Origin of the sequence: Deinococcus sp. AJ005 (genome assembly GCF_009017495.1) — a bacterium.
GTDB lineage: Bacteria > Deinococcota > Deinococci > Deinococcales > Deinococcaceae > Deinococcus.
Window position 1 is genome coordinate 13,435 of sequence record NZ_CP044991.1, and the last position, 22,779, is coordinate 36,213.

Genomic DNA, 22,779 nt, shown 5'->3' on the forward strand with positions numbered 1-22,779 from the left:
CTGGCAACTTCTTTCGCGGGTCTCACCAGAAGTGGGTCTGGGGAAAGGAACAGGTTCTCTCCGAAGAGCGCAGAGAAAGGACTTGACATCCCACCTCATCAGGGACAGTATATAGGAACACGATATAGAAACCCAATACGCCAGCCCGATACACAGGAGGCACATTCATGTCCACCGCACCGCCCACCCCGCCCGACGCCAACCTGCTGCGCGGTCACCTCGACCTGATCCTGCTCAGCATTATTCAGGGGCCGCCCAAATATGGCCTGGAGATCAGCAAACTGGCCCAGACCGCCACCGACGGTTACTTTGACCTGAAGGTGGGCAGCCTGTACCCAGCGCTGCACCGACTGGAGAAGGCGGGCTTTGTCCGCAGCGAATTTACCAACGGCCCACGCAGTGGCAATCAGGTCAAGGCGTACACCCTGACCGAAAGCGGCGGGCGCGAACTGGCCATCCGCCGCGCCGAATTCCAGACCTTCACGCAGCAACTGGGCAAACTGTGGACCCTGACCGGAGGCATGACATGAAACAGACGGAACAGTACGTCAGGCAGGCCACGCGCGGGCTGTGGGGCAAGGCGCGGCGCGAGTTGAAGACGGAGCTGGAAGGCCACATTGCCGAGCGCTGCCAGGAATTCCGTTTGGCGGGCCTGAGCGCCGCCGAAGCCGAACGCCAGACCCTGCGCGAACTGGGCGCACCCGCGCAGGTCAGCGGCGGGATGCTGGACGTGCATACGTTTCCGGCACTGGGCAAGGCGGGCGTGTTGAGTGCGCTGCTGGCCACCGCCATCTTCTCCGCGCTGCCGCAGGGGCTTGCGCAGGTGCAGAGCATTTACAGTCGGTCGGAAAACTACGGAGCGTCCAGCTATCTGGATTTCCAGCAGTTGAAAGAAGCCGTTCAGAAAGCAGGAGGTGAGCTGAGCGGCCCGGCAGACAGCGCCACAGTCACCATTCCTGGTGCTCCCAGGCCCAGCTACCCGCTCAATACAGCTCAGGCACCGAGCGCCACCCTGACGCAGGATGGAAAGACGTACCTCAATCTGGGGACCTTCCTCGGCGGCCTGTTCAATACAGGTGCAGATATCAACGTGGGCGGTTGGAACAATCCCACCATTCAGGCTGGGCAAGCCCGCATCACCCTGGAAACGCAGGATTGGCGGGTTCTCAATGACCTGTACATGCGGCTAATCAGGTCATCAGGACCACAGCTCAATGCCGGAGCAATCCTAAGCCGTCTGGAACCCATCGGCGACACGGGCGAGGTGGCCTTTACGGGCACATTTGCACCAGACGGTGTTTACGCTCTCATCATGCCCGTCTTCGGCGAATGGTTCTCCCAAACAGCGGGCGGTGAGCAGTTGGACAGCGGTAGCATCGTCTTAAAGACCAACATCAATCAGGCCAAAGCGGGGCAGCTTGACTTCCGTATCGACAACGGCGTGCAGAACTTCAAGCTCGCCAGCAGCGTCGATGAGTTCCAACTTGCCCTTGATCCCTACCGCGACACCACAAAGTTGCGTCAGTGGGACGCCCAGCACCCCGCACCTGTTCTTCTGCTTAAGCTCAGCGGAAAATTCGGGCCGGATGCCTACACCGTCGTTTCGCCCGCATCGGTGAAAAAGCAGCCCTGAGCAGGTCTGCCCCTGGCAGAGGCAAGGTGAGCCTTGGAAGATCGGCGGGAAACGGCAGCTCCCCCGGCTACGCCACGGTCTCCTCAGCGGCGCGGTCTTCCTCGGCCTGCCGCTGCCCTTCCAGCGCTTCGGCGTCATGCTCGCGCAACTTGACCCGGCTGGTCTTGCCGCGCAGCACTTCCAGCGTATAGTCCCCCTCTCCGAACAGTGCGCCGTCCAGCGTGTCTGGCAGCGCGATGCGGACCTCGTGCGTCTCGGGGTCATAGCGCACCTTCACGGTGGTCCGGGCGTGGCGCTCCTTCATGGCCTCCAGCTTCTTCGGGGCCGTATTCATGAATGAACCCCGGCGCTTCCCGCTGTCCTTGAGCGGCACCAGCTCCCCGGCCTCGGGCAGCCCCACATCGTGCTTGCTGTTCAGGTAGCCCGCCAGGTTGCTGCGCGCCCGCAGCTCGCCGTGGGTCAGGATCACCTTCCCTGGCGCGTACCGCGCAATCATCCCGAGTAGACCGCCCCGGTCCGCGTGGGCCGACAGGTAGAAGCGCTCCACCCGCGAGTAGGCCGACACTGGCTCGAAACCGCCCCCACCCTTGCCGCCGTTCTGCGCGGGCAGCATGACCTCACCGCCTTGCTGGAGTTCGAGGAGTCTGCGCCCTGGACTCTCGGCATCCTGATAGCCAACGACGAACAGCGCGTTCTCGGCGTGTGGCAGCCACGCACGGGCGTACTGGGGACTGGCCCCGGCGTGGAGCATGCCACTGGAAGCGATGACCACCGCAGGCCGTTCCGAGGCCAGGATGCCATCCCGCTCGCGCCTGTCCTTGACCAGGTTCACGGTGCCGGTCAGGAAGGGGCGCTGTTTGCTGACTTTGCTGCGGTTCTGGAGCGCCTCGGGCAGCAGCGGCAGCATGTCCTCGTAGGCTTCCGTGATGCCCCGCGTCAGGCCATCGAGGTGGATTGGGACACTCGGCAGCAGCCCGCTCATCATGGCCGTCTGAAGGATCTGGGTGATCTCCTGCGCCCGGCCCAGGGCGAAGGATGGGATCAGCACCCGCCCGCCCCCGCGTAGGGTCTCGCCGATGGCGGTGACGAAGGCGCGCACCTGTTCTTTGCGGCTGGGCAGCAGCGTGTCCCCGTAGGTGCTCTCGGAGACCACGGCATCCACAGGCGTGACCGCAGCAGGCAGCCACGCAGCGTCCACCACTGGCGTCGAGATGTTGCTGACGTCCCCGGTGTGGAACACCGCGCGGCCCCCGCTCTCCATCAGCACGCTGGCCGCCCCCAGGAGATGGCCACTGGGAAAGAGGGTGAAGGCGAAGCCGTGATCATTGATGCGCGTGAAGTACGGCACGGGCCGCAGGCGTTCGAGGGTGCGCTTCATCTCGCCCGCACTGAACAGCGGCTGGCCTTGCATGGTGGTGACTTTGAGGGTGTCGCCCAGAACCAGGGTGGCGATGCGGGCGGTGGCCTCGGTGCAGTAGATGGCCAGCTTGGGGAACCGCCGGATGACCACCGGCAGTGCGCCGACGTGGTCCAGGTGGGCGTGGGTCAGCACCATCGCGGCGGGCGGATGCTCAGCGAGCAACCCGAGCTGGGGCAGTGCGACGTCTCCGATGGACCCAGGCCGCGCTCCGGCGTCGATCAGCAGGTTGCCCTCGGCGAGGCGATAGAGGTAGCTGCTGGCCCCCACCTCATCGGTGCCGCCCAAGCCCAGGAAATGCAGGTCACTCATGGGACCATTGTGGCCGGTGCCGTGAGACGGTTCTCAGAACAGCGCCGCTCCTGTTTTGGTGCCCAGGTCATGATGACCAAAGTCGTGATCGCTCGTCTCTCGCGTGTCACGTTCTCAATCTGTTCCCTCTCCGAAACGAACGGTCACCGTGCCCTCTGGAGTCACCGCGCACGTCATGAACTGGGCCGCTTGTGTTGCTCCAGAGCTTTTGACGTCGCTTCCACTGACGTACATCTGGGCAAAGGTGGGTTTGGGAAGACGCTCGGCCCCCTTGCCGAAAACAAACAGGATCGTTGGTCTGGTGGCTTGTGGGGGCTGGGTGGCCTCGTATTCCGCCGTGCAGCGACGCTCAAACGTTCGCGTCTGAACGCCGTCGTAGGTCATGACAATCAGTGGCACAGCGCCCAGCGCGAGGAGCAGCGGCAACAGGGTGGCCGTGAGCGGTTTGCTGGTGCTTAAAGACATGGGCACCCGTCCTGGGAGTGGTGCTGGAGGGTCACATCAAATGCTGGCTTCACGCCACCACGCCCCCCGGCTCCGTTCCCAGGTCATTGATATTGAACCCAGTCGCCGCCCGTGCCTTCTCGTTGAGCAGGTGCATCAGCAGCCGCCCCGGCGTCTCAATCTTCTGCCCCTTGAGCCGCCACTTCTCCAGCCGCTGGATGCAGCGCCGCACTTCCTTGACCCCCAGATGGACCAGCGCCTTGTAAAACCCAATGGCCGCCACCGCATGCGTGGCCGGATCGTCGTGGTGAATGGCGATCTGCACCGCGAATTCCCAGAGCTGCGGGTTCGCGTTCCGCAATCTGTCTAGACAAGCCTCTAAATTGCCTGTCACTTGATCAAGGGTAGGGGAAAGGGTTCCGCGCTCGCCAGCACGCGTAATCAGTGCCGCACTGTCCAGGCAACGCAGCAGGTCTTCCCTTGCATTTCCTACTGAGGAAGCTCCAAAACCCCCTTCAGGTTTTCCACAATCCCTTTGTTCTTGGGTAGTGGTTGAGCTTCCTTTAGTCGTCTCACCTTGAGAGTTAAAGTCTGGCACGACGAAAATCTCAGGTTCCTGGACCGACTCGGCAAAGAAAGCGGCCTCCAGGTCTTCCGGGATGATTGGCTCGTACAGGGTCACGCTGAATAGCGTGGCTGCGTTGCGCCGGGCTGCCGTCTCCTGCTCTAGCCGCTGCACCTTCTGGCTCCTCAGCCACAGGTGCGCCAGGGGGTGCTTGAGCGCCCGGTAGAAGGTGGCCTCGCTCATCCCGCACTCGCGGGCAAAGCAAAAGCGCCCGCCCACTATCTGTACCACCTGCTCACGGGACTGGAGGGGCCGCCCGTCCTCGCTGATTTTCAAATAGCAGTGCTTCCTGAGTTCCTCGATGATGCGGATAAGGTTCAGGCCCTGCGAGCTGGTCAGGCGTCCCCCGGCCAGGCTGGTGGTGCTGATGCTGGTCAGGATCATGCGCCAGTCGCGGGACACGCTGCGGCTCAGTTTGGTCAGATACTGTCCGGCCTTGTACGGGAACGCCACGGGCCAGAAGGTTTTGGTGGGCGTGTACCCGCTCATGACTGGGTTGGCGCGGATGCTCTTGCGGTACAGGCCCACCGCCTTCAGCGCTTCGATAGGGTCAATCGGGAGGCGAGTGGCGAGCGGCGCTGGGCAGATCGGGGAGCGCGGCGCGGCCTCTGGGCGGCCCGCACGCAGGGCGGCGACCTGGACATCCAGGAAAGCCCGCCGGGTGGCCTCTGTAGCGAGGCGCTCCGGCGTCAGTCTGGCGGCAGTCATTCCAGGCCACCGGAAAACCGGAATGGGGTGTTGACCGTGGCCAGGTGCAGGCAGCCAGTGCGCTGCCCTGTAAAACGTGCTTCTGAACCGTCTACTGACAGACCAAAGGCACGCCGCGCACAAAGCTTCATAGCCTTTATGGGCCCTTGTAGCTGCACATTCTCAGGTGCGTTGCTTGGCAAACATAGGATGGGCTGTGCAGTATGGCGCTGGGTCATCGCGGTGGCTTTGGCCTTCCGCGTACCGACATGAAAAAGTGGACTCACCAGGGTCTCCTAGTTGCAATAGGGAGCCTTCTCTGGTAAAGTCCGACTTGCGACAGTAGTGACTAGACCAAAGAATCTCAACTTAAATCCCGCTTACCGGCGGGGTTTTTTATTTTTGTCGTGCGTTCGGGATTACGTTGTAGTCAGGGAAGCGCCTCCATCTGAAGAGTCTAGCATGATCAACAAAAAATACCGTGTCAATGTCAATGAAAACTATGTCAAAGGTGAGATCTATACACGCTCGAATTCTAAACAGCGGTGAGGGGGGTTACCATGTGCTGGCTGTGAGACGAATTCGACTGCAAAACCACGAGATTCAGAAGTGACCGGTCCTGTCACCGTTTTTTTAACAGAGGCGTTCCTGCCGCTCAGCCAAGAGATCGGTAAGTTTGGGGCCATGTACCGGGCGGAGGCTGAAGCCCTGTTTGGTCTGGAGTTTGTGCAGGCGGCGGTGGCCCGGAAAGTTTGTGTTGCCACAGAGACCGATTACGGATGGGTGCTGTATCTGGCCCACAAGGGGCGCAGAATGATCGGGCTGACCAGTTCGTTTCAGTCCCGAACCGAGAACCTTGAGAATGCCGTCTGCTCGCGCGACGCCTACAGCAACATCGTGGAGGCAGGGCATTCGGTGGAAACGGTTGAGCGGCAGCGCCGGGCCTCCATCGTCTATACCAGAGCAGGCACCAGGGTTCTGGCGCTCGCCCAGGCCAGGGGCTTTAACCGAACGGTGATCAGACGCAACTACTCCCACTGGGTTGAGTCGGGTGAATACGGGGAGTTGCATCTGTACTCGTATCTTTCCCCTCCAGAAACAATGGAATTTGGGATGTTGATGCTTCATTCCAAAAATCCCAGTGCCCTCCCCATAGATCCGACTAAATTTCTGCTTTACGCCCTCACGCCGTGGCCTGTAATGCACCGTCAAAAGGCTGCTGGAGCTGATACCTCACCCCGACTGGACTGAGTGAGACAAGGTAGACCTGGCCGCCGCGCGTGACCTGGAATGACTGACCAAACTGGATATCCAAGGCCAGCTCGCGGTGGACGCGCTGGAGCTGATGCTCCACAGCATCTGACGGTTGACCACTCTGATCGAGCGAGTGCAGTTCGAGGGTCAGACTCAGCAGACTTTCCAGCAAGAAGTGCTGGGTTTCCCTGGTCTGGATACAGGAAAAAGCAATGTCATCAGATTCTTGCAAAAGGCACCTCCCTTCATTTGGGCTGGGAGATCCTAGCAAGCGCCCTCTGAAAACCTCTGATTAAAAAAGTGAGAGACCACCTGAGGTCAGGTGGTCTCTTCTTTGGTGGAGACGGAGGGAGTCGAACCCTCGTCCGATACAGCCTTGGTGGGCTTCTACGAGTGTAGTCCGTGATTTGATTCTCCTCGCTCAGCCGCGCATGGACACGCTGCTTTCGCGCCTATCTCCTGAATTTCGCTGACTTATCGGAGCACTTGGGTCAACTAGCCTTCTTTTGTATCAGTTTCCGCGACGCCAAAGGCCGGGCTGCGTGGTCACTGCGCAGTCAATTAAGCTGCGTATGCGTAAGAAACGCTGTTGTTGCCATTTGAAAGGCTTGACCGATGATTAACGAGGCCAACGGTCATCCTCGACTCGCCACTTCACTTCCAGCACGCACCGTCGAAACCGGGTCGTCCCCAAAGGTGTAGGCAGTATAGCAAAAGCCAGCCACCACACCTGACGAAACGTTCACCAATTTTTAGTTCGTCCAGTGGGTGAGATACGGTGCGTGCCCCTCACGGAGCGCCTCAAGCGCCTGCTGGGCGCTCCGCTCGATTTCCTGACGCCCAAGAACGCGGCTCAGGGCCATCACCCGCTCAAACGTGTCCGGCTCCTGATCGGCCATCGCCGCCCGCATCAACCACTGCAACGCATCTGAAGTCTCTCCCAGGGCGTTGGCATGTGCCTGATAAACCCGCGCGACGTGGCGCGCGATCAGGACGCGGAAGTCAATCACCCACTCGTGATTGCTGCTGGGAAGGAATGACCCCTTGTAGAGGTTCTGAATGGTCTGGGCGTCCGTAGACGACAGAATATCCAGGGCGTCACAACTGACATGAACCTCAGTGTCGATCATCCAACCAGGATTACGCCGCCCACTCCCGGCTGTCTGGAGAAGTTCCATGCCCGGTTGCTTGAATGCCGTCTGGAACGTCCGGTTGACCGTGCGGCGTGCCTGCTGAACTGAACCTCTGCCCCTGGCAAGGTCCGAAAGAGGCCAGATGGCAACGGTAATTTCATCCTGTGATGCACCAGGATGGAGAACACGATAAATGAGGGTTTCCAGGGCAGTGCTGTAGCCCAGACGAGAACTCATTCCATTAATGTCTATACGGAAATGACCAATCACAGTGAGTCGCAGCTTCTTCTTTTCAATTTGACCTATCAGGTATGCATTCGCAAGAAGGTCATCAAAGAAGTTTTTCTCGATTCCAGCAGTTTTGTAAGCCTGAAAAATTGGCTCAAATTTACTGAAGGCAACTTGATAGAGAGCGTGATCTTCGCTGTAGAGACTCAACGCTTCCCGAAGTTTATGTCCTAAATCTTTACTCACCTCACCTTTCTGGTGGAGAATTAGCATGGAGAGAAGGACAGCAGCCGTCTCCGGGACTTGATCGAAGGTGAACGCCTGGTCCGCCAACTCAAGCGCCTCGACAGGAACACCGAGGATAAACTTGAAAAAAGCACGCTCCGAGGCATCATCACCCGCCCTCGGCGGTGTTTGATCAATTTGATGCAGTGATGATCTAAGCAGGGCCTCCGCTTCTTGCAGTCGATCTGTCCCAAAATAAATCCACAGCGCAGTGAAAAGATTGGATGAGAGATAACCTTTATGATCGTGTTCTAATGAAAATTTGTAGCCTTTGAGAGCAGTTTCCAGTGAGTTTTCATAGTCGCCAAGACTGAGATAAGCAAGCGAGATATCACCAATTAACATAAAATCTGCCAGGGGATAGATTTCACCATAGTTTTTGGTATATTCTTTGAGAATTTCAAGGCTCTCACGTGGCCGCCTGACCCGGTTAAGTTGCCGGGCATAGGTTTGAACAACAGGCATCATGCGGTGGGGATTTTCATTGATACTAGATTTATAAAGGTTGAAATATTGTTCAAGTAAAATCTCTGAATCATACTTCATTCCACGCATGATGTGCGCTTTAACGCTCTGTGTTGCGATTCTCAGCGAATTATCGCCGTAGATCATCGCCCGACTCACTGCGTCTTCAGCCACTTCAAGAGCTGCTTCTGGCTTACCACTTGAGATGAAAAGCACTGCCTGGCTCCGAAGGAGTTGGATGGTGTCACGCTGATTCGTTGGACTGGGCGTGACACGAATAGTTTCAAGTCCACCGTCAATACTTTTCTGCATCTCATCAAAATTGTTCGTTCGGTAGTTGCGAAGTGCAAGCGCGTAATACGCAGTAGCGGTAGGAAACAGATCAATCTGACGTCTTGCAAGCGTTTCCGCACGTTCTCCCTCGCCAGTCTCTCCCAGCGACAAAGCCAGGAGGGAACGCAGTTCTGACGTGAGAAACCCGTCGGGGACCTTTGACAGCAGGTCAATGGCGATTTTCCAGTTGGCCGTTCGGTACCAGCCCGGAACCAGATTCTGGATCATGCTCAGGGCGCTTTCGATCTGACCAGCCGCTAAAAAATGAAGGGTTGCCGCGTAAGGTCTCCCCTCTCTGTCTGCCTGCTGGGCGGCGTATCCCTGAACCGTTTTGAACTGGGCCTGATCTCTTTGCAAGGTGTCTTGTAAATATTCCCGCAGGGCGTCGTGTGGGATGAAGGCTTTGCCCTGTTGCAGCACGGGCAGGCCCACCCGCCGCACTTGATCGAGCCAGTCACCAGGAAGGTTCAGATGCAGGACACTGGGCGTCGTGGGTGTCCAGATCTCCATGACACTCAGGGCAGGAAGGGCATGCTGAATATCTTCAGGGAGCCGGCGCACCAGCGTGAGCAACAGGTGTTCGGTGCCGGCCTGAAGTTGGTTGTTTTGAGCGTGAAATTCCAACATGACTCCTGCGGGCCAGCCGTGGAGGTCGCTCGGGGGAAGTTGGCCTGCCTCAAACGTTCGGGCCAGAACATCTACCTCATGCTCAGTAAAGCGAAGTTGGCCCGCGTTGATCTCGGTGCCAATTCCCGAAGCAAGGAATGGAGCAATTTGAAAGCTCGAAGCCTCGTGCTGGGCGACGAAGATGCGGTGACCCTCGCCCAACCCATCAACAAAAGCGTTGAGAAGATTGGCAGAGTCATCACTCAGGTGTTCGCCCCCATCGACAATCAGCGTTAAGTCACTCGGATGGTTGTTCACGTCATTCAGTAGGGCGAGCAGGGCACGCGAGGGACTGGTTTCGAGAATTGCTCCTGATTTCCAGTACGACAAATTCAGGCCGAAGTACTGGAAAGCGTCGACAAGGGATTGAAGGAAAAAGTGGGCGTCCCGGTCTTCCTGATGCAGCTTGAGCCAGATTACGTTTCCATTTTGCTGACGTGCCCATTGGGCCAGCAACACGGTTTTGCCGTAACCGGAAGGGGCAAGCAAGGCGGCGACTTTGATGGTCAGATCAGTGAGTTGCTCCTGGAGCCGGGGCCGCGCCAGCCCCTGCGGCATCGGTTCAGGGACGCTGAAGCGCACTTGTGAACGGCGGCGCACAGGTAGAGAAGACATAGACCAGTTTAGACCGCGTGGCAAAACTCAAAAGTTTGAAAGACCTGCGGCAGCGGCGCTTCTGAGCTGCGCCAGTTCCCTGCCCGTGACGCCCCAGCTCGCCTGGTTGTTGCGCAAGACGGCGTACCCCGCTTCGATCACCTTGAATCCGGCAGGCACGCCTTCCTGAGCCTTGGCTTTGAGCAGGTGGCTGGTGAGCGCCCTGGTTTCTTGCGGTTCAACCGTTCCCGAAACCACCTGAATCTCGCCGTTTATCCAGAACGAAACGGCGTAAGCAGGGGCTGGCGTGTCCACACCCTTGACGGCGTACGCCGCAATTCTGGGGCCGTCTTGCAATGGAATCCGGGTGCGGGGCGGAAGGTCACGCAATGCCTGCGTCGCCAGTTCGTGTGCGCGTTGGTGCAGGGGACTGCTGTTGCGCGGAATCCTCACGACAGTCACGTTTGGGTGGGTCACGCAGAGAACGGCCCGCAATTCCTCATCCTGAGCGTCGACATGAAGCACAGCACGGACCCCGAACGGAAGGGCAAGCTGTTGCAGAGCGGCCAGCGCCGCCGTGACCTCTTGCAACGCAGTCCGGGGGATCTGACCGCTGACTTCCCTGGTCTCTCCAGTGAGATCCCGAAGAACGCCGCCGTAGGCGGCGGCTGTTCCGACAGCGCTCGCATCGGTGGCGATTGTGGCCTGGTCTCTCATGAATTCAGAGCGGAGTATTCCACAGGTGGGATGCTCCCAGTCTCCCCCATCCATGACTGGAGCTGGCCACCCACAATGCCACCGTGAAAACTCGGCCACCCACCGGCTCCCAGGGGGTCAGAAAAACGGCCTGCGTAACTTGTCCGGCGGGAAGTGACGAAAGCCGTACCCTGGAGTTGTGCAGTTCAGGGAGAAATTGCCTGACTCTGGTGGATTTAACCCCCATCAGTCCACTGGCAGCAGGGGGTTGAGTTTGCGTTTGAGCTGATCAATTTGCTCTTTCACTGCGGAGCGGGCGGTGGCCTCCAGCAGTTCGCGGGTCAGGGCCACCGCCCCGATCTCTCCTCGCTGGGCCAGGTGTTCGAGCTGGCTCCATTGCGCGGCATTGAGGTGCTTTTTGAGCAGCATCTGCAAGGTGGCACGCTGGGCCGTCCACTGCTCTGCCGGGGGGGCTTCACCGAGCTGATCAAGCTGCGCCTCGCTCCGGGTCTGCGCCTCCCGATCGGCACTCAGCTTCTGCTCTTTGACCTGACTGGCTCGCTCCTGACGCTGCCGCTCAGGCGTCACGAAGTCGGCAGGCAGATCGTACTTGGCCGGATGTTCCAGAAAGTCGGCCACCAGCCCCCCCGGATTGCGCACGCCGCCCTGGGCGGCGCGCTGCCGCAGCTCCAGAAAGCGCAGGGCCTCTTCCACCCGCTCGGGATGCTGGCCCGCCAGCGCGGTGGCGCGGGCCACCGTGACCCCGGCCTGACGCAGCAGCCGCACCAGGGCAGGGTCTGCCGCGTGCGTGTCTGCAAAGGTGTACTGGGCCACTGCCGCCTTGCCCCGCCCCTCGATCACGGCGCGTTCCAGGTAGTGGTTGGCCAGCAGTTCCTCGTGGGCCGAGGCCAGCGCCCGGCGCACCAGATCACTGCGGTCCGTGGTCAGTCCCGTGGCCTGCCGCCATTCGGTCAGCGGTACCTGAAGCTCTTTGAGCATCTGGCCGTCGTCCTGTCGCCGGTGCGCCTGCAAGGTGCGGTACAGCGCCCGGGCGGGCGGCTGTTCCAGGCGGTGCAGGAGCTGACCGTCCAGAACCTGTGAAATGCCGGCCCGGATGCTGTCGGCTAGTTGCTCACCCAGGCGGATGCTCAGTGTCGCCTCACTCTCCAGAGCGCTGAGTTCGCCGTCGTCCTCGCTGTCGCGGTAGCGCAGGCCCTCGAAAAAGCGCACGCCCACGTTGTCCCATCTCACCTTCTGGGTCCCGGTCAGTGAGGATTTGCGCCCCACGATCACGCTGGTGAAGTACAGCCGCCGGATGCTCTGGCGCAGCCGGTGGTAGTTCTCGCCGTTGTTGGCCAGGCCCATCAGCTCGCGGACCTCATAGGCGGTGGTGTGAACCCAGTTGTCCTCGGGGCAACCGTGGGCGACGAACAGCGTTTCAAGGGACACCAGCGTGTCAGTGTCGATGCCGTGTGGGCGGCCCTGTGGGGTGATCGCCTCAATGCGGAAGGTGCGGGCATTGACCGTGAATTCGGTGTTCCAGGTGGTGACCCCCTGATCGACGCGCGAATGCATGCTGATGACCCCGAAGCGGGCAAAATTCAGTTCGTCATGCAGGTTCGGCGTTTTTGGTTTTTTGACCACTGCGGCTCCCGTTCTGGTGTTGTTGTTTTTTAACTACTGTAAAGATATAAAAAAACAACAACAAGGAGAGTCAGTCCCCGTGTGCAGCACGCACTTCCCAGCCTTTTTCCCGCAAAGGTATCGCTAGTTTGGCCTCTTTTCCCGCAAAGGTATCGCTAGTTTAGACCCCCTTCCCCGCAAAGGTGTCGCTAGTGGCCCTTCAGGAGTCCGTTTGGACCTGAAATTAGCAAAAGATTGTCCTGGACAGGAAAAGCCTCTCTTTCCCGCAAAGGTATCGCTAGTGGTCATTTTGGGCAATCCCGCAAAGGTGTCGCTACTTCCCTTCCATATCCCGCAAAGGTATCGCTAGTCCTGTGAAAGCGATAGCGACTGTGTCACACGGAGAAATAGCCTGTTGACAGATAAAATCCCGCAAAGGTATCGCTGTGAAGGTGTCTGCTGCGCCGTGCCAATGCTGTTCCGTTTCCCGCAAAGGTATCGCTACGGAGGAGGGGCCGCAGGCAGGGCACTGCTCCGCAGTTTTGGAATCTGAGTTCGTCGTTTATTAGAGGGTATATGAGCCGTGAGTCATTCGCTTTTTTCTTGCGTCACACTCCCATACTCCTGATTTGGCTAAAGCTTCCGGTCTACGTTTCAGCCTTTCATCGTTTTTCTGGTGGGCTGTGAGGCATTTTTGGCTGAGGCGTGGGCCTGCGCAACGTCAGGGGTAGACTTGCAATCCTGCTGTGTCTCGATTCTTCGTGTGGTCAGCATATAGGGGGTGGCGCTGCTCTGGTTGGGAGCGTCGATGCTGCCAGCTGAGACAGAGGATATGAGTCGTTCCTTTCCTTATATCATCCAGTAAATAGGTTGTCATTACTGGCTGTGACTGTAGGTTCGTGGTGAAGTCCCCACGCAGCAGCCTCTCCTCTCTCAGTAGTCCAGGTTTCGGCCCCGCTGCATCTGCCTTTCCTCGAAGACACTGGGCACGGGAGTGGCCGTGACCTTGACCACCTCGCCGGGGCTGCTGCCTTTGGGAAGATCCTGCGGATGGCCCACCACCCTGTCGCCAGTTGAGTTCATGATGAAATGCTGCCGGTCTTTGTGCTGGAGCAGGCCCGTGTAGGTCTCGCCCGCTGTGGTGCTGGTGAGGTACACCGCCTGTACCTGCTCGCCGTAGCGCCCATGCAGGCTGTCAAAGCCACGCTGCAAGACCCGCGCCCGGTCTGGATCGGTGATCTCGTCGAATAGCCGGCGCATGGAATCTTTGTCACCCTGCGCGGCGTCAAAGCTCACCACCGTCATGCGCTGCTGGGTCACGCCCTCAAACTGAAGCGGGTGGCCTGCCTGCTCCGCGAGCTGGGTCATGAATTCGCGCTGCGTGCGCCCGTTGCCCTCGCGGAAGGGGTGGACCTGGTTGAGACCACTCAGCACGTCGGCGGCCTGGCGGCTGAAGTCCTCGCGGGACAGGCCGCGCAGCCCGTCTTGTTCGGCCAGCCGGGCGAACAAGCTGTCCAGCTTCGCATTCACCCTGGGGCCTTCCTCGAAGGAAGTTTGCGCTTTGATGAGCTGCACGGGCTGCTGCTCGCGCTGGCCTTCCAGGGTGAGGGGATCGCCGCGCGTGGTTCCAGCCCATTCATAGACGTCCCCAAACGTGTGCTGGTGAATGGCGCGTAGGTGGTCCGCGTCGAAGTGGCCACGGGTGGCGGGGGGAGCGGTGCCGTCCTTGATTTCAACAGCCCGGATCGAGGCCAGTTTGCGCTCGGCCTGTGACAATTCCCCGGCATCTTGGATGCCGAGGCGGTTTTTCATGACTCCATTGTCGCCCGTGTACGGGTCAAGTCCGGCCACAGCTAGCGGCGGTACTGCTTCAATACGGCCTCGCGCATCTGCTCGGTGGTCATGGTGCCGTCCACATAACCCTCAAACATGGTCATCGTCTGGGCATCGAGCGGCATTCCTTCCATTGCGCTGCTGTGGGCCACAGACTGGACGATCTTCCGGCGCTGTTTGCGGGCATCTGCTTCCACCATGAGAGCGTCACTCTGGGCGCGCAACTGATCTTGAAGTGTGGTCATTTCATGGGCCTCCGTAGGAAGTATTTTAGCAGATAACGCCGCTGTCAAGGAGTAAAACATGCCTTTTAAAGCTTGCTCGGCGGTGTCAGATCAACCTGTTCCACACCACACAGCGAAGGCGGCAGCTTGGGAGACGGGGGCTGCGTGAGGTGATGTCCAGTCGCCGATGCGCGCAGAGTCTATCCGCGTCGCTGCGATGCTTTGACCCATATACTGTCCGTTAAACACATCCTGTCTATCAGGCTTTTTGCCATTGTTCGGAACGCTGGTGGACCGCCTACCCGTCAAGTTGCCGCTGATCACCAGGAATCTGCTGCGGGCCACTCTGCACAAGGCGTCTCAATTCAGATGATGGTCAGCATGAGGGGAGGTGGACTGGGTGGGGTGAGGGCGGCGACATCCCAGGCATCTGTCATGGGCCAGCACTCCTTTTTTCAGCCCTGATCTGGGCGCTGGCCAGGGCATAGGCCAGGTCATAGTGCAGGTGTTCCAGATTGGCCGGGACCTCGCCCTGAAAGCGGAAGCCGGAGACCAGGGCGGCGGCAGTGTCCAGGGCTTCACGGGCGCTCCGGGTCACGCTGAGGCGAACCATGTGGCACGTCGCGTAAATCTTCCGGGCGCGGGAGCTGGGCTGTCCAGGCATGACGTCGCCCAGCTTTCCCTTCCAGCCAAGGGCGCGGGCCTCCTGCATCAATGCCTGGGCCTCCTTCCATGTCGCCTCGAAGGTCTGCGCCCACATCTGGGCGTCTGCGGCGCTGGCTGGTGCGGGGCCACTGTCCATCTCACCAAGCAGCGTGTAACAGCGCACCACTCCGCTCAGGGCGTGGGCGGCTTCTGTGGCCTGGGGGTTGGTGGTGGTGTGGGGCATGGGGGGCGCGCTCCTTTGGGATACCGGACTACTCAGGCGGTTGGGAGAGGCCCCCGCAGGGGGCCGCTCGGCGTCAGGTCAGCGGAACGCGCAGCAGCTCCACCTGGGGCAAGTCCAGCGGCGCGGCGCACGCGATATAGGAGTGAGGCACCTGCGCGGGCCAGTCGGCGCGGTGCTGGCGCTGGGCCTGCACCTGGGCGGGAGGCGCACCGTACTCGCTGAAGGGGCGCACGAAACTGGCATAGATCCAGCACTCGGCGGGGGCATCGGGCCACAGCTCGGCTAGCACTTCGCGGCGGCGCAGCTCGGCGGCCAGTTGCTTTTCATAGTCGGCCCGCACGTCCTTCATGTCTTCTGGGGTCACGTCATACCGCTGGCGCAACGTTTCCAGCAGGGTTTCCAGTTCGGCGCGGGGGTCTCTCGTGGTGGCAAGGGTCTTGATCTCCTGCATGGGCGGCGCTCCTTTGGCTGGGGTGGTTCGGGGTGGTCCCGCCTAGCTGGGCCGGGTCTGCGGTGCTTAGCTGGCCTGGGCGCGGGCGCGGCTGGCCCTGAACGCGGTGAGGGCAATGCTGGCGGCGGTAAAGGTCTTGCCCTCCTCGTTCATCAGGCGGTCAAGCTCCAGCAGGTCTGCGGTGGACTCCGTGACGCAGTGCAGTTGGCAAACGTCGTGCATCTCCCACATCTTCTGAAACGCCTTGCGGGGGTCCGTGGTGGTGAAGCCCTCGTGCGGGTGCGCGTGGCCGTTCATCAGGTAGACGCGGGCATATTGGCCGTCTGCCGGGTTGCGGGTGGTGATCCGGTAGGTGTTGAAGTCGGGGCGCTGGATGTTGGCAAAGCGGTCCACGTTCACGGTGCGCTCTCCACCATCAGCGGGCAGCAGTTCAAAGGCCACGCTATCCACCAGCACGCGGCGGGCCTGCTCCTCGGCGGCGTTCTCCAGCTCCTCACAGTTGTAAAGCAACTGCTGAAGGCGGTCCATCAGCTCGGCGGCGGTGTGGTCGCCCTGGCCCTGCGCCTGGGCGTACTCGCGGCGGTGGGCCTGCTCCTCTGCGGCGGTCAGGTCACGGTCTGCATAACGCATCATGTAGGCACGGCGGTTGCTGACGTACAGCGCGGGCCAGATGGGGCCGCCCACATGCGGGCCGCACAGCTCCACGGCGGCGACTTCAAGGCTCCTGATCTCGTTTGGACTGGACGGGATAACTGACATTTGTGGCGCTCCTTTCCCTCTGTCTGAGGTAAGTACATAATACAGTATAAACTGTATTATGTCAACTATTCAGAACTCTGATAACGAAACCTCACGGCAAGAGAAAAGCCGCGCTGAACGCGGCACAAGACAGAGAGAGAAAGAGGGTTAAGGGGATTGAGCGAGACTGGCGGGCCACCCTGAAAAGTGGGGCCGCGTGCCTATTTCCAGCTCACAAAAAATCGTCGTCGTTTAGCTCGCCAGTCTCCCGGCAAAAGACCCGCCAGTTTGCGCGGAGCTGCTGGCCGCCCGTGTTGTACTCGTTGCCGCACGCGCAGCGGGTTCCCTCCCAGTCGCCGGTCATCTCCAGCGTGCGCCCACAGCCGCAGCGGATCGCCCCCGCGTCCCACTGCTCGCGCCCGTAGTCCTGAATGCCGTGGTCAATCATGGTCCCGGCGCGCACCCCGGCCTGGGCCTGGGCGTAATTCTGGCGGGCGGCGTCGGTGTCCAGGATGACCGCGTGATTTTTCTCGTCCACACCAAACATGAAGCCGCTAAAAGCGTCGGCGGCGTAGCTGTAATGCTGTTGCAGGTTGGGGACGTGGACGGGGTCGGGTTCTCTGATCCATTGTGCGGGCATGGTGTTTTCCTCCTTGAGTGGGTGGGGCTGGCCCCGTCGCCGGGGCCGGGGCCGCCCCTCGGGGCTTACAGGGCGCGAATCTCCAGCGGTTGCCAATCGGCGGGGTCTCCGAGGGTGGCCGTGAAGTCTCCGCACCAGCGCGCGGGCCGGGGCGTGAGGGTCACGGCGTAGGCGCTGCACCAGGCGTACAGCTCCTCGGCAGTCTGAAAGGCTGTGTGCGCCGTGGCCGGGGACTGGGTGACGACGTAGCGGTACGGCGAATTCCGGCGCTCGCGGGCCTCGTCGTCCCACTGGGTGACGTCCAGCGTGTAAGTCTTGCGGGTGTAGCCCTCTCCGGCCAGATCGCGGCCAAGCTGCTGACTCATGTGGGGTAGGCGGTGGCCGCCCCGGTAGGCGGCGTGGGTGGGTTTGCGAATCACGGTGCGGTGATCGGTGTCCCAGAAGTCGGCGGTGTCGGTGCAATCGAACGTCAGTGCGGGGGTCTGAATGGTGTCGGCGGCGGTCATGGGTGGCCCTCCTTGGGGAAGGGGCGGGGGCGCGGTGGCCCCCGGCCCGGTTCGTTTACCAGTTGGCAGTGATGCCCAGCTCGGCGCGGGCCGCTGCATTGCCGCTCAGGGCTTCGCTGAGGCGTTGGTGGGCGGGTGAGGGGTCCGCCTGCCCCGTGGGCGCGAAGACCACCGGGCCATAAACAGGGGTCTGGAGGTCCAGCGCCTTTTGTGCGGCTCCGTTCGGGCGCACGTCGCCGGGCGCGGCGCTATAGATCACGGCGTAAGCCTGCACGCCGCATTCCTCCGGGGGAACGCGGTACGCCTCGCCCAATTTGCCGTCGATCCACTCATGGGCCTCGTCATTGCCGCCCACCGTCTGCCGCTCGGTGTGGCCGTCCGGCTGCATCAGGTACAGGTGAAGCGGCGCGGCCTCCCGCGCGTCAATCACGGTGATCTCGTCGGGGCCGCTGATCCCCAATGTGGCCAGGGCCTCCGCGTCACCCTCCAGGGCGCGGGCGTATACGCTGACCAGATTGTTTCCGCTGGCCATGTTCTGCCGCTGCTGCGCGGGGCTGGGGCCGTCCTCCGGGTCATGGGGCACGATCACGATGGGGCCATGCAAGGGGGGGTACTGGGTCAGGTCCAGCCCGATCAGGCGGCTGCCGGGCCAGTTGGGGGCCAGCTCCTTAAGCATCCCTTCCTCGTCAATCACCGCCTCATGGTCTTGCAGGGCGTGGTAATGGGCGGGGACGTATTCCAGCCAGCCGCCGATTAGTTTTTTCAGCAGCTCGTAAGTGTCGGTCTCCGGCGTGATGGGGTGACTTTCCTGCCGTCCATCGGGGTAAATCACGCGCATGGTGGGTTGCATAGGCTTTCCGCTCCTTGTCCTGGGTGTTGAGGGGGGATGGAAGGGGGCGCGGTGGCCCCCACTCGGTTTAAGCGGCCTGGGCCTGGGTGGGCGCGGCCTTCGCCCTGACGCGCTCCCCGATCTCGCGGGCGCTGGGGTAGACGGCGCACAGGTACGCCCACACGGTCCCGGCTTCCTGCTCGGTGAGGTCTGAGAGGGTGTCCAGGGGGAACGGCTCTCCCAGCGCGGCGGCGGCCAGGCCGTAGTGCTGGGCGCGGGGCAGTCCAGCGGCCCCCATGATCTTGTGCAGCATGTGGGCGCGGCCCTTGCCGATCATGGGAACGGCCAACGCAACGGGCGCGGGCGGGGTGGGCGTCGGCTCGGTGGGGCCTTCGCGCACCACTTCCAGGCGGCTGCCCGCTTCCTTGCCCCAGTTGAGGTAGGACACGGCGCGGTCAATGGTGGCCTGATTCTCGCCGTCAATGATGGCCGTGAGGTCGCCGCAGTCGTCGGCGGTCAGGGTCACGATGTGGCTCCCAATGAACAGGCTCGCGCTGGCGCTGTCGCCCCAGTTGCCGTACAGCTCCACCTTCCATGTGCGGCTGAAGTTCGTGATTTTGGTGGGGGCGGTCTGGGTCATTTTGGCGCTCCTTCCCTCTCTGTCTGAGGTAAGTACATTCTACAGTTTAAGCTATTTTATGTCAATACTTAGGACAGAGTGTTAAGGTGCGTTTATGCCGTCCCTGTCGGCTTTTCTCTCGCCTCGCACACGGCCCACACGTCGCCCCCTCCGGGCGTCGTGTGCCGCCCCTGGCGGCGCGGCTACCCCCGTCTTTCCTGATCGCCCCGCCCCGCTCCTAAGCCCGCTTTTTCCCCCTGCTTTGTGCTGGTGCTGCTGTCAAGCTGGGCCGCTTGAAGCGGCCCAAGGCCGTAACCCGGCGCAGTTCGCCGGGTTTGACAGCTTCCTGACCGCCCCTCAATCCTGTGGCCGCAGGCCAGCCGGAAAAATGTTTGGGGCCGTTTCCAACATTTTCCGGCTGGCCGATAAGCCCTTTCCGGGTTCTGATCTTTTGATCTCTTCAAAAAGAACGTGCGGCCCCTGGCCGCTCCCTTCATCCTTTTTCCCTGCCGCGCTCGGCTCGGACGACGGGCCGCCCCGAGACCGACGACGGGCGCGGCCCTCCTGCCGTGACCAGCGGGACGGCGGGTCAGGGTGCTGCGCGGCCTCTGGGCCGCGCCCTCTTTTTCGGTGCGCCCCTCAGCGCCGAAGAAGCCCCGTCAGGGGCGCAGTGCAGCTTGCAGCAGCATCACCCGGAGGGTGAGCCACCATCTGTTGCCCCTTTTACCGGCACACCGCCTGCTGTCCCTTCCAGGGCTGAAAGGGACTGGAATGCGGTAAGAAATCCAGCGGCATGACGTGAGGAATGCCGCATGTTGGATTTCTGGTTTCCCGGCGCTCCCCAGCCGGGAAAACCGCATGGAAGGCCGCGCCAACGGCGCACCCAACCCGCCGTCGCCGAGAGAATGAAACACACCCGCCCTGCCGCCTTACCCCAGAATCAGAAGGTCAAGCCCTCGCCCTGAACACCTGCCCTCGCCTGGGCCTGAAACGCCCTGCACAACACCCTTTGTCCCGCCTGACAAACCAGACTGAGAAGAAGTCTCGCCGAGAAATCCACCGTCGCTCTGGTCCCCATGCAACTTCTGGCGCTACAGTTTGATCCATGAAGGGATCGATCTGGAGATTCTGGCCCCTGGTCCTGATGGGTCTGTCTCATGCCGCAGCAGCGCCCAATTGCGACACCCTACGGCTGAACCACTTTGAAGCAATAAGGTATATAGATAAAGCAGAGTTTCCCAATCCATCAAAAGAAGTGTTGATTGGGATTCAGGAAATGAAAAAACCCGTCGCAGTATGCGGACTAGCTGTAGAAAATACCACCAATTTAATTACGATCAAAGCCAAAAAGAGAGATATTCTAGCTTTCTCAACAAATACGACTGGTGACACATCGCCTATATCTCTTAGCAGCTATTCCATAAGGCAAGATGGCTTGGTGGTTGAGGGCATCAAGATTAATATAACGATGCTGGATACAGATAAAAACTACAGCGCAAAAGCAAGTATACCGGGTCTGATGATAGATAACAGTGCTGTCGGCATGAGGATAGATGGCGGAAAGCTCTTGCCGATGTATTGGCCGGACGGTGATTGGAACAGAATTGCGATACCTAAAAAGACCAGGACCCTTGAGTTTTACCTCAAGAGCGAACTGGATACAAACTGGCAAAGGGTAAGCGTGGATTTAAAATCACCCACGATTAAAGTCTATAGAAAATTCCCTTTTCCAGCCAAGTAAACTCTGAAGTAGCGTCTGGTCAATGGACTTAAAAATAACGGGGCCATAGCCTGCGCGTTGCGAGGCTCCCCGCCTGGAGGCGGGGCGGGGGGGTGGTGTCTGTGAGGCGGCAGCCGAACGGGCCAACACAGCAGCCGCCACCCCTGCCCGGAGAGCGGGCGGCTTCCTCGCCTTTTCCCCGGCGCTGCTGGCCGGGGCGGGCGCTGGGCTAGGCGGCGGCGGTGTCCGCGAGACTTTGCAACACCTGGCCGCGCTGGCAGGTGCGCTCGATCAGGACCGCGATCCCGTCCAGGTCCGGGTCATGGCGGCACGCCTCAAGCTCCCCCAAGGCTTTGGCGGTGCGCGCCGCGTGCAGGAGGCAGCTCGCCTGACGGTCAGGGTTCGGCGGGATGCTGAGGCAGGAGCGTAAATCTTCCAGGCGCGTCCCGGCCTTTGGGTGGCCGACAGCGGCGGCGCGGCGAGCCTCGCGGATGCGCTGGGCGTGCTGGCGGCGGGTAAAGCGCATGACAGCGGCGGCGGTCTCAGTTTCGGCGGTGCGGGCGGTGGGCATGGGGGGCGCTCCTCGTCGGGGAAGGGGGGGGGAAGGGGTGGCCCCGCCTGATCGCGGGGCCGTGCTGCTGGGGGCTTAGCTGGCGGCGCGCAGGCTGCGGCTGCGGGTATGGACCCGTTCGCTGCCGTACTTCTCGCGCATCTCCTCCATGCTGGTTTTGCCCCTGCCACTGCTGTATTTGCCCTTAAAGGCCCACTTCTCCCGCTTGTGCATCCACCAGTAGTCGGCGGCCTTCAGCGTGTCCTTGTGGGGCTTGGTCTCGCCGCTGACCCACACCCACGCCCCGATGATTTCAATGTCTATGCCCTCCAGATGGGCGATTTTTTCAATGGCCTCCTGAACTTTGGCTTCAACGTCGACCTCCTCCTGGCGGGTCTTGTACCATTTGTCCTCGCCGTAGTCGCTGTCCGGCTTGCCGCTCAGAATCCGCGCCATTGCTGCCGCGTACTGGTTGTTGATCTCCTGCATCTGCTCAGTGCTGCCGCCCTTGTCGGGGTGAAACTCTTTGCACAATTTGCGGTAGGCGGTCTTGAGTTCGTTGCTGTCGTTGATCTCTTGGAAATAGTTCATCTTTGGCGCTCCTTCCCTCTCTGTCTGAGGTAAGGACATTCTACAGTTTAAGCTATTTTATGTCAACACTTAGGACAGAGTGTTAAGGCACGTTTATGCCGTCCCTATCGGCTTTTCTCTCGCCTCGCACACGGCCCACACACCGCCCTCTCTGGGCGTCGTATGCCGCTCCTGGCGGCGCGGCTGCCCCCGTCTGTCCTGATCGCCCCGCCCCGCTCCTGGGTCTGCTTTTTCCCCCTGCTTTGCGCTGGTGCTGCTGTCAAGCTGGGCCGCTTGAAGCGGCCCAAGGCCGTAACCCGGCGCAGTTCGCCGGGTTTGACAGCTTCCTGACCGCCCCTCGATCCTGTGGCCGCAGGCCAGCCGGAAAAATGTTTGGGGCCGTTTCCAACATTTTCCGGCTGGCCGATAACCTTTTCGGGTTTTTGTCTCCTGATCTTTTGATCTCTTCAAAAAGAGCGTGCGGCCCCTGGCCGCTCCCTTCCACCCTTTGTCCCTGCCGCGCTCGGCTCGGACGACGAGCCGCCTCTAGACCGACGACGGGCGCGGCCCGCCCGCCGTGACAGCGGAACGCCGGGTAGAGCGCTGTGCACCGTCAGGCGCTCCTTTTCTTTTCGGTGCGCCCCTCAGCGCCGAACGGAACCGCATAGCGGTGACAGCAGAAAGGACTTGGCCGCCCAAGACCCACCCACAACGCCCCCCACGCCTCCGGCGAAGGGACTGGAATGCGGTAAGAAATCCAGCGGCATGACGCGAGGAATGCCGCATGTTGGATTTCTGGTTTCCCAGCGCTCTCC

21 protein-coding genes and 1 other RNA gene are annotated in these 22,779 nt (G+C 60.9%); 4 read left to right on the top strand and 18 right to left on the bottom strand.

Annotation, left to right across the window (positions count from 1 at the left end; all coding sequences use genetic code 11):
• Nucleotides 1-167: 167 nt before the first annotated feature.
• Together DAAJ005_RS18295 and DAAJ005_RS18300 are read left to right on the top strand one after the other, a co-directional pair.
• The gene (locus DAAJ005_RS18295; RefSeq protein ID WP_151848689.1) at nt 168-530 is read left to right on the top strand and encodes a PadR family transcriptional regulator; all 363 of its coding nucleotides are present in this window, start codon (nt 168-170) and stop codon (nt 528-530) included.
• Entirely contained in the window at nt 527-1,633 is a 1,107-nt protein-coding gene (locus DAAJ005_RS18300) for a permease prefix domain 1-containing protein (RefSeq protein ID WP_151848690.1), read from the top strand. Before DAAJ005_RS18295 ends, DAAJ005_RS18300 begins: the two co-directional genes overlap by 4 nt.
• Nucleotides 1,634-1,700: 67 nt before the next feature.
• On the opposite strand, the gene DAAJ005_RS18305 is transcribed toward DAAJ005_RS18300, so the two are convergent.
• From DAAJ005_RS18305 to DAAJ005_RS19015, 3 genes are all read right to left on the bottom strand, one after another.
• Nucleotides 1,701-3,362, bottom strand: a complete 1,662-nt coding sequence (locus DAAJ005_RS18305; RefSeq protein ID WP_151848691.1) for an MBL fold metallo-hydrolase — start codon at nt 3,360-3,362, stop codon at nt 1,701-1,703.
• Between the two features lie 114 nt (nt 3,363-3,476).
• Nucleotides 3,477-3,827 carry a hypothetical protein gene (locus tag DAAJ005_RS18310; RefSeq protein ID WP_151848692.1) on the bottom strand — a complete coding sequence of 117 codons (351 nt, stop codon included), beginning with the start codon at nt 3,825-3,827 and terminating at the stop codon, nt 3,477-3,479.
• Nucleotides 3,828-3,876: 49 nt separating this feature from the next.
• The gene (locus DAAJ005_RS19015) at nt 3,877-5,139 is read right to left on the bottom strand and encodes a hypothetical protein (RefSeq protein WP_192930991.1); all 1,263 of its coding nucleotides are present in this window, start codon (nt 5,137-5,139) and stop codon (nt 3,877-3,879) included.
• A 588-nt stretch (nt 5,140-5,727) separates the two neighbouring features.
• Between DAAJ005_RS19015 and DAAJ005_RS18325 the strand changes: the two genes are divergently transcribed.
• A complete protein-coding gene (locus DAAJ005_RS18325) occupies nt 5,728-6,369 on the top strand; it encodes a hypothetical protein (RefSeq protein WP_151848695.1) in 642 nt (213 codons plus the stop codon).
• Nucleotides 6,370-6,707: 338 nt separating this feature from the next.
• Here DAAJ005_RS18325 and ssrA read toward each other — a convergent pair.
• The 13 genes from ssrA to DAAJ005_RS18390 all read right to left on the bottom strand — a co-directional run bounded on the left by ssrA (nt 6,708) and on the right by DAAJ005_RS18390 (nt 19,145).
• Nucleotides 6,708-7,064: a transfer-messenger RNA gene (ssrA, locus tag DAAJ005_RS18330) on the bottom strand.
• A gap of 60 nt (nt 7,065-7,124) precedes the next feature.
• A complete protein-coding gene (locus DAAJ005_RS18335; RefSeq protein WP_151848696.1) occupies nt 7,125-10,097 on the bottom strand; it encodes a lipopolysaccharide assembly protein LapB in 2,973 nt (990 codons plus the stop codon).
• A gap of 27 nt (nt 10,098-10,124) precedes the next feature.
• Entirely contained in the window at nt 10,125-10,793 is a 669-nt protein-coding gene (locus tag DAAJ005_RS18340) for a hypothetical protein (protein ID WP_151848697.1), read from the bottom strand.
• 225 nt (nt 10,794-11,018) lie between these two features.
• Nucleotides 11,019-12,416: a replication initiator protein A gene (locus DAAJ005_RS18345; RefSeq protein ID WP_151848698.1), complete on the bottom strand. Its 1,398-nt coding sequence runs from the start codon at nt 12,414-12,416 to the stop codon at nt 11,019-11,021.
• A gap of 912 nt (nt 12,417-13,328) precedes the next feature.
• Entirely contained in the window at nt 13,329-14,207 is an 879-nt protein-coding gene (locus DAAJ005_RS18350) for a Fic family protein (protein WP_151848699.1), read from the bottom strand.
• Nucleotides 14,208-14,248: 41 nt separating this feature from the next.
• Nucleotides 14,249-14,473, bottom strand: coding sequence for an antitoxin VbhA family protein (locus DAAJ005_RS18355; protein WP_151848700.1), 225 nt, complete (start codon nt 14,471-14,473; stop codon nt 14,249-14,251).
• A gap of 412 nt (nt 14,474-14,885) precedes the next feature.
• Entirely contained in the window at nt 14,886-15,341 is a 456-nt protein-coding gene (locus DAAJ005_RS18360) for a hypothetical protein (protein WP_151848701.1), read from the bottom strand.
• A 73-nt stretch (nt 15,342-15,414) separates the two neighbouring features.
• On the bottom strand, nt 15,415-15,792 hold the full coding sequence (locus DAAJ005_RS18365; protein ID WP_151848702.1) for a hypothetical protein: 378 nt from the start codon (nt 15,790-15,792) through the stop codon (nt 15,415-15,417).
• A gap of 66 nt (nt 15,793-15,858) precedes the next feature.
• Nucleotides 15,859-16,551, bottom strand: a complete 693-nt coding sequence (locus DAAJ005_RS18370; RefSeq protein ID WP_151848703.1) for a hypothetical protein — start codon at nt 16,549-16,551, stop codon at nt 15,859-15,861.
• Between the two features lie 211 nt (nt 16,552-16,762).
• Nucleotides 16,763-17,170 carry a hypothetical protein gene (locus DAAJ005_RS19245; RefSeq protein WP_226342718.1) on the bottom strand — a complete coding sequence of 136 codons (408 nt, stop codon included), beginning with the start codon at nt 17,168-17,170 and terminating at the stop codon, nt 16,763-16,765.
• A 65-nt stretch (nt 17,171-17,235) separates the two neighbouring features.
• Nucleotides 17,236-17,676 carry a hypothetical protein gene (locus DAAJ005_RS18380; protein WP_151848704.1) on the bottom strand — a complete coding sequence of 147 codons (441 nt, stop codon included), beginning with the start codon at nt 17,674-17,676 and terminating at the stop codon, nt 17,236-17,238.
• Between the two features lie 55 nt (nt 17,677-17,731).
• Nucleotides 17,732-18,526: a hypothetical protein gene (locus DAAJ005_RS18385; protein ID WP_151848705.1), complete on the bottom strand. Its 795-nt coding sequence runs from the start codon at nt 18,524-18,526 to the stop codon at nt 17,732-17,734.
• 67 nt (nt 18,527-18,593) lie between these two features.
• Nucleotides 18,594-19,145 carry a hypothetical protein gene (locus DAAJ005_RS18390; protein ID WP_151848706.1) on the bottom strand — a complete coding sequence of 184 codons (552 nt, stop codon included), beginning with the start codon at nt 19,143-19,145 and terminating at the stop codon, nt 18,594-18,596.
• Nucleotides 19,146-20,229: 1,084 nt separating this feature from the next.
• Between DAAJ005_RS18390 and DAAJ005_RS18395 the strand changes: the two genes are divergently transcribed.
• Nucleotides 20,230-20,865, top strand: coding sequence for a hypothetical protein (locus tag DAAJ005_RS18395; protein ID WP_151848707.1), 636 nt, complete (start codon nt 20,230-20,232; stop codon nt 20,863-20,865).
• 208 nt (nt 20,866-21,073) lie between these two features.
• Here DAAJ005_RS18395 and DAAJ005_RS18400 read toward each other — a convergent pair whose 3' ends face one another.
• Complete coding sequence (locus tag DAAJ005_RS18400) at nt 21,074-21,415, bottom strand: hypothetical protein (protein WP_151848708.1); 342 nt, start codon at nt 21,413-21,415, stop codon at nt 21,074-21,076.
• A gap of 75 nt (nt 21,416-21,490) precedes the next feature.
• Nucleotides 21,491-21,985, bottom strand: a complete 495-nt coding sequence (locus tag DAAJ005_RS18405; RefSeq protein WP_151848709.1) for a molecular chaperone DnaJ — start codon at nt 21,983-21,985, stop codon at nt 21,491-21,493.
• Nucleotides 21,986-22,779: the final 794 nt, after the last annotated feature.

Bases quoted from the DNA above. Each gene is read 5' to 3' on its own strand.
- DAAJ005_RS18350 (WP_151848699.1), bottom strand. From the start codon at position 14,207: ATGAAAAACCGCCTCGGCATCCAAGATGCCGGGGAATTGTCACAGGCC.
- DAAJ005_RS18335 (WP_151848696.1), bottom strand. From the start codon at position 10,097: ATGTCTTCTCTACCTGTGCGCCGCCGTTCACAAGTGCGCTTCAGCGTC.
- DAAJ005_RS18365 (WP_151848702.1), bottom strand. From the start codon at position 15,792: ATGCAGGAGATCAAGACCCTTGCCACCACGAGAGACCCCCGCGCCGAA.
- DAAJ005_RS18380 (WP_151848704.1), bottom strand. From the start codon at position 17,676: ATGACCGCCGCCGACACCATTCAGACCCCCGCACTGACGTTCGATTGC.
- DAAJ005_RS19245 (WP_226342718.1), bottom strand. From the start codon at position 17,170: ATGCCCGCACAATGGATCAGAGAACCCGACCCCGTCCACGTCCCCAAC.
- DAAJ005_RS18390 (WP_151848706.1), bottom strand. From the start codon at position 19,145: ATGACCCAGACCGCCCCCACCAAAATCACGAACTTCAGCCGCACATGG.
- DAAJ005_RS18305 (WP_151848691.1), bottom strand. From the start codon at position 3,362: ATGAGTGACCTGCATTTCCTGGGCTTGGGCGGCACCGATGAGGTGGGG.
- DAAJ005_RS18295 (WP_151848689.1), top strand. From the start codon at position 168: ATGTCCACCGCACCGCCCACCCCGCCCGACGCCAACCTGCTGCGCGGT.
- DAAJ005_RS18360 (WP_151848701.1), bottom strand. From the start codon at position 15,341: ATGCCCCACACCACCACCAACCCCCAGGCCACAGAAGCCGCCCACGCC.
- DAAJ005_RS18300 (WP_151848690.1), top strand. From the start codon at position 527: ATGAAACAGACGGAACAGTACGTCAGGCAGGCCACGCGCGGGCTGTGG.
- DAAJ005_RS18385 (WP_151848705.1), bottom strand. From the start codon at position 18,526: ATGCAACCCACCATGCGCGTGATTTACCCCGATGGACGGCAGGAAAGT.
- DAAJ005_RS18310 (WP_151848692.1), bottom strand. From the start codon at position 3,827: ATGTCTTTAAGCACCAGCAAACCGCTCACGGCCACCCTGTTGCCGCTG.
- DAAJ005_RS18355 (WP_151848700.1), bottom strand. From the start codon at position 14,473: ATGACCACACTTCAAGATCAGTTGCGCGCCCAGAGTGACGCTCTCATG.
- DAAJ005_RS18405 (WP_151848709.1), bottom strand. From the start codon at position 21,985: ATGAACTATTTCCAAGAGATCAACGACAGCAACGAACTCAAGACCGCC.
- DAAJ005_RS18370 (WP_151848703.1), bottom strand. From the start codon at position 16,551: ATGTCAGTTATCCCGTCCAGTCCAAACGAGATCAGGAGCCTTGAAGTC.
- DAAJ005_RS18395 (WP_151848707.1), top strand. From the start codon at position 20,230: ATGAAGGGATCGATCTGGAGATTCTGGCCCCTGGTCCTGATGGGTCTG.
- DAAJ005_RS18400 (WP_151848708.1), bottom strand. From the start codon at position 21,415: ATGCCCACCGCCCGCACCGCCGAAACTGAGACCGCCGCCGCTGTCATG.
- DAAJ005_RS19015 (WP_192930991.1), bottom strand. From the start codon at position 5,139: ATGACTGCCGCCAGACTGACGCCGGAGCGCCTCGCTACAGAGGCCACC.
- DAAJ005_RS18340 (WP_151848697.1), bottom strand. From the start codon at position 10,793: ATGAGAGACCAGGCCACAATCGCCACCGATGCGAGCGCTGTCGGAACA.